Below are 255 nucleotides of genomic sequence, written 5' to 3'. Positions count from 1 at the left end.
GCCGAAGACCGGGCTGAACCTGCAGAACGTACCGCTGGTGCTGTATGCATGCCTGCTGGCCTCGATGGTCGCGCCGCTGGCGTGGATGCAGGCAGTGCAGCGGCTGGGACCGAGCCGAACGACGTTGTTTTTCAATCTGCTGCCATTGATTACCGCGTTGATTGCAGCAGTGGTGTTGAAGGAACAGTTGGCGATGTATCACCTGGTGGGCGGGTTGCTGACCTTGGGTGGGGTGGTTTTGTCGGAGCGCTGGAC

1 protein-coding gene is annotated in these 255 nt (G+C 60.4%); it reads left to right on the top strand.

Annotated elements, in window-relative coordinates; genetic code table 11:
- The coding region (locus tag AAEY83_RS16800) for a DMT family transporter (RefSeq protein WP_351060917.1) at positions 1-255 on the top strand (255 nt) is incomplete at both ends.

It is taken from the genome of Psychrobacter sp. TB20-MNA-CIBAN-0197, from assembly GCF_040309765.1.
GTDB classification, from domain to species: Bacteria; Pseudomonadota; Gammaproteobacteria; order Pseudomonadales; family Moraxellaceae; genus Psychrobacter; species Psychrobacter submarinus.
Note: the sequence above shows the minus strand (reverse complement) of the source record. Positions and strands in the feature narration are given on the sequence as shown.